At 38.9% G+C, this 4,860-nt stretch carries 4 protein-coding genes; 2 read left to right on the top strand and 2 right to left on the bottom strand.

Annotation, left to right across the window (positions count from 1 at the left end; translation table 11 throughout):
- Window positions 1–108 precede the first annotated feature (108 nt).
- Window positions 109–480, bottom strand: coding sequence for an SHOCT domain-containing protein (locus tag IQ247_RS31400; protein ID WP_193926075.1), 372 nt, complete (start codon window positions 478–480; stop codon window positions 109–111).
- A gap of 530 nt (window positions 481–1,010) precedes the next feature.
- Between IQ247_RS31400 and IQ247_RS31395 the strand changes: the two genes are divergently transcribed.
- Complete coding sequence (locus IQ247_RS31395; protein WP_193926073.1) at window positions 1,011–1,334, top strand: DUF1825 family protein; 324 nt, start codon at window positions 1,011–1,013, stop codon at window positions 1,332–1,334.
- A 161-nt stretch (window positions 1,335–1,495) separates the two neighbouring features.
- Here the strand turns inward: IQ247_RS31395 and IQ247_RS31390 are convergent, their stop codons facing one another.
- Window positions 1,496–3,418, bottom strand: a complete 1,923-nt coding sequence (locus tag IQ247_RS31390) for a transglycosylase domain-containing protein (protein ID WP_193926071.1) — start codon at window positions 3,416–3,418, stop codon at window positions 1,496–1,498.
- Window positions 3,419–3,588: 170 nt separating this feature from the next.
- On the opposite strand from IQ247_RS31390, the gene tyrS reads away from it, so the two are divergent.
- Window positions 3,589–4,782 carry a tyrosine--tRNA ligase gene (gene tyrS / locus IQ247_RS31385; protein WP_193926070.1) on the top strand — a complete coding sequence of 398 codons (1,194 nt, stop codon included), beginning with the start codon at window positions 3,589–3,591 and terminating at the stop codon, window positions 4,780–4,782.
- The last annotated feature ends 78 nt before the right edge of the window (window positions 4,783–4,860 follow it).

The raw sequence follows: 4,860 nt of genomic DNA, 5'->3' as shown, positions 1-4,860 counted from the left end.
GGGGAGATGGGGAGAGAATAATTATTAACTCAAAACTCCTAACTCAAAACTCATAACTCAAAACTCATAACTCAAAACTCATAACTCCTCATTCCTAACTCCCGTTGGCTATTCATTATCTAAAAGTTGACGACGTTTTTGTTCAAATTCATACTCGGAAATTAATCCATCCTGACGTAAAGCATCCAGTTCCCGTAAAGCTTCTGCTAGCGCTAAGGCTCCTGAAGCTTTATTGGTGAAAATTGACTTGGTTGACTTACCTCCATTGAAATTACGGTCAAAAGTTTCTTCATCTTGTGCTAAATACCACACAGCCTCAATCGCGCAAGCTACTTTGGGTATTGGTGTCCAAGAAAGCAAAACATAAAGCAATCCCCATAACGGCTGTCCTAAATAAAATTTATGTAAGCCGGAGATTGTAACCGCACCCGATAAAGCTAAAATTGCAGCGATACTTCGGCTTTTATTTTTAGCAAACATATTTTCAAATTATCTATCATTACCAAATTAAATTACACAGCCGGTTCTTGTTTATATAAACTAAGACAGTTATATTAACAAAATATCCAGCTTAATTGGGCATTTTAAGTTTCTTTGATTTTCTGGAAATGATTAATTGTTTCTTTTTCTTTATCTAAGTCTAAGAAAGAAATCGCTTTTGATAAATTAAATTTTTCACTAACTACAATATCGGCAATTCTTTTGGCTTACTCTGTAAAAAAACATACAGAATAGCTATGTAATATTATTCTTAACAAGATATACTACTATTTCCGATCAAAAGACATTTAGTTTTCACGATAAAATAGAGTTAAGCACAAAAATATTTTTCTTCATAGCTGATATAGATTCAGTTTAAGGGAACTCAAACATTCTTAACTGACTTGTAAAGGATTTAAGTAGATAACTTGATATCTCACTTCAGCTTATTCCCGCTTATTAGTTGCGTAGATTAGAATAAAAAAAGTAACAATATATTAAGTCTCAGTACTCATTTAGATACAAGTAACATGGGATTCTTCGACTCCGACATAGTTCAACAAGAAGCGAAAAAGCTATTTGAAGATTATCAAGCCTTAATTCAGCTTGGTAATAATTACGGTAAATTTGATCGTGAAGGCAAAAAACTTTTTATCAGTCAGATGGAAGCAATGATGGAGCGCTATCGAGTATTTATGAAGCGCTTCGAGCTATCTGAAGATTTTATGGCACAAATGACGATTGAGCAACTCAAAACTCAATTAAATCAATTTGGGGTAACTCCTCAACAAATGTTTGACCAAATGAATTTAACCTTGGAGCGGATGAAAGCTGATCTAGAAAGAAATCCTTAATAGAGTTATGAGTTATGAGTTAGGAGTTAGGAGTTATGAGTTATGAGTTAGGAGTTATGAGTTATGAGTTAGGAGTTAAGAATTAAGAGTTAAAAGTTTCCTTGAGATAAAGGTTATGCTTCTAACTCCTGAATTTTATAAAAACTATAGTGTGCAATAAATTATTTTGCTTTGGGACGAGGGAATTGTGAAGGTGGTTTAAAACTCTGAGCCGGTACGTCTTTGAGCGCCCGCACCATAAAATCGCGCCAAATCGGTGCTACGTCGCTACCACCTGTTGCGCCCCTAGACAAGGTTCTGTTGTCGTCTCTACCAACCCAAACGGCGGTGGTTAATTGCGGTACTGTACCTACAAACCAGATATCTTTTTCTGAAGATGTGGTTCCCGTTTTACCTGCTGTGGGACGACCGAGAGCAGCATTTTTACCCGTACCGTCAGTAATTACACTTTGAAGAGCGCTGATTGTAGAAGCAGCAGCCCATGAATCTAAAACTAGTTTGGGTTTGGGTGTATTGTCTAGCAATACATTGCCGCTACTATCGGTAATGCGAGCAATTACTGTAGTTGGTGATTGCCAGCCATAATTAGCAAAAGTCGCATAAGCAGAAGCCATTTCTAACGGTGTGACTCCAATGGCACCCAGAGGCAGAGAAGTTACGGGTTCCATTGGACTCATAATACCCAAAGTCCGGCTAGTTTCAACTACCTTATTCATCCCGATTGCTTTACCAATCTTGATCACGGGAATATTACGAGACAACTTGAGAGCATGACGAATTGACATTGCACCGCCAAAACTGTTGTCATAGTTACGCGGACTATACCAACCGCTACCGTCTCGATAGCTGACTGGAGTATCATACACAATTGTATCCGGCGTATATTTTCCAGTGGCAAATGCGGCATAGAAAACAAAGGGTTTAAAAGCCGAACCAGGCTGTCTTTGAGCTTGGGTAGCACGGTTAAATTCGCTGGTTTTAGAATCTACACCACCAACTAATGCTTTAACGAAATGAGTGCGGGGATCTACAGCTACTAAAGCAATTTGGTTTTTATATAAACCACGACTCAACAGACGAGAATGCCATGTTTTAACAACATTCTCTGCCATTTGCTGGAAATCGAGTTCGACGGTAGTTTGTACTCTCATACCACCTTTGAGTAATGCATCCCGACCAAATTTTTTGGCTAACTCTCGCGAAACTTCATTTGTAATGTAAGGTAAAGCGCTACCTTGGAAAGACTTGATTTTTCCTAGCTTAATTTCTTCGTTAAGTGCATCATCGTGTTCTTTTTGGTCAATCCAGCCCAAAGACAGCATTCTTCCTAAGACGACTTTTTGCTGGTATTTTGCCTTTTTGATGTCAATGAATGGGCTGTATTGCTCTGGTGCTTGAATTAATCCAGCCATCATTGCCGATTCAGCCAAAGTTAATTGACCTGCTGATTTGTTAAAGTAACTACGTGCGGCAGTTTGAACGCCGTAATTGTTATGACCCCAATACACTTGATTGAGGTACATTTCCAAAATATCGTTTTTGGAAAGAATTTGTTCTAAACGAATTGCTAATACAGCTTCGGCTAACTTACGAGTGTATTCCCGTCGTTGGTTAAGAAACAGGTTTTTCACCAACTGCATGGTGATAGTTGAAGCACCTTGACTGACTCCTCCAGATGTATAGTTCGTGACAATAGCACGCCCTACACCTTTCGGGTTTATGCCGTGGTGGTAATAAAAATCGCTGTCTTCACTCGCTAGTACGGCTCGCTTTAGTTCCGGAGATATTTTATCCGCAGTCACAACTTCACGGTTGGCTTCTCCGTGTAAACTCGCAAGTAGTTTACCTTTAATGTCATAAATGTAAGTTGTTTCTGAAGGAAAGAAGTTACGTAGCTGTCTGACATCGGGTAAATTACGGAAACTAATTGCTAAGCCGACTAATCCTCCGGCTACAATAGAGCTTGTCAACATAGTGGCAGCTAACAAAGTTCCACCAGCTACCTGACCGACTCCTTTGATAAAATCAAAGCCTGACGAAACCTGAGCCTTGGGCTGCTTTTTTTCAAAAGTCCTAGATGACACGGCTATCTCACTTCCTCACTTGTAAATAACTAATTAATAAAGGCTGGGCAAGGCAGTTGTTTTTTTGTAGTTGTTTTTTGTAATTATATAAGGACGGTTAGATCAGCCATCAGATTATTTAAGAGCGATCGCCATCAAGTCAACACTATAAGCAACAATACAAAACTAGTATGGAGAAAAATTTTGATTGGCTACATCGGGGTACTGTAGAAATTTTTCCACAAGGGGATGATTCCGATAAAGAATCCGCAAGTTTAGAAAAGTTGTTGTCAACAGCAAGTAAACCTTTAAGAATTAAATTTGGTATCGATCCAACAGGTGCGGATATTCACCTTGGTCATAGTATACCAATGCGGAAACTCAGAGCTTTCCAAGATAATGGTCATACAGCAGTACTGATTATTGGTGATTTTACCGCTAGAATTGGCGATCCATCAGGTAAATCAGAAACACGTCGTCAACTTACACAAGCAGAAGTCGAGCAAAATGCTAAAAGTTATTTAGACCAAGTTCGACCCATTTTGGATTTTGAAACCCCTGGTAGACTAGAAGTACGTTATAACTCAGAATGGCTTGAAAAATTGGACTTGGGGCAAATTTTAGAGTTACTTTCTACAATGACTGTAGGACAAATGTTAGCAAAGGAAGGCTTTGCCGAACGCTATAAAAAAGAGAATCCGATTTTTATTCATGAGTTCCTATATCCATTAATGCAGGGTTACGATTCGGTTGCTGTATCTTCAGATGTCGAATTAGGAGCAACTGACCAAAAGTTTAACATTGCTGTCGGGCGAGATTTGCAACGTCACTTCCATCAAAAGCCACAATTTGGACTGTTGTTACCAATTTTAGTTGGTACCGACGGCGTTCAAAAAATGTCTAAATCTCTGAATAACTATATAGCCGTTAAAGAACATCCCTCTCAAAAGTATCAGAAACTACAGGGAGTCCCTGACGAACTCCTATCTCAATATTTTGAATTACTTACAGAACTACCTTTGGACAATCTGCCAGAAAATCCTCGCGATCGTCAAAAGTTATTAGCTAAAGAAGTAGTCACTCAGTATCACGGAGAACAAGCGGCTCAAGAGGCAGAACTAGCTGCAACATCCGGAGGAAAAACAGGAGAAGTTCCAGAATATTCCTTAGCTCAAGTTGAATTCCCCGCAAAACTATTCTATCTTCTCAATGTTAGCGGTTTATGTAAAAGCGGTGGCGAAGGCAGAAGAAAAATTCAGGAAGGTGGTGTACGTTTAGACGGTCAAAAGGTGACTGATACTGATACGACCTTCGATAATTCAACCCAATTGCAAGGTAAAGTTTTGCAACTTGGTAAAAATAAGTTTGTCAAACTTGTAAATTAATTAAGAATTGGGAATTGGTAGTTGGGAATTGGTAATTGGACATAGACACTTAGGAGTTATTTCTCCCCATCCCCCATC

Origin of the sequence: Plectonema cf. radiosum LEGE 06105 (assembly GCF_015207665.1) — a bacterium.
Classification (GTDB): Bacteria; Cyanobacteriota; Cyanobacteriia; order Cyanobacteriales; family Nostocaceae; genus Rivularia; species Rivularia radiosa_A.
This window is presented reverse-complemented; position numbering and strand designations above follow the sequence as displayed.

Coding starts and splice junctions, on each gene's coding strand:
- IQ247_RS31400 (WP_193926075.1), bottom strand. CDS start 480: ATGTTTGCTAAAAATAAAAGCCGAAGTATCGCTGCAATTTTAGCTTTA.
- IQ247_RS31395 (WP_193926073.1), top strand. CDS start 1,011: ATGGGATTCTTCGACTCCGACATAGTTCAACAAGAAGCGAAAAAGCTA.
- tyrS (WP_193926070.1), top strand. CDS start 3,589: ATGGAGAAAAATTTTGATTGGCTACATCGGGGTACTGTAGAAATTTTT.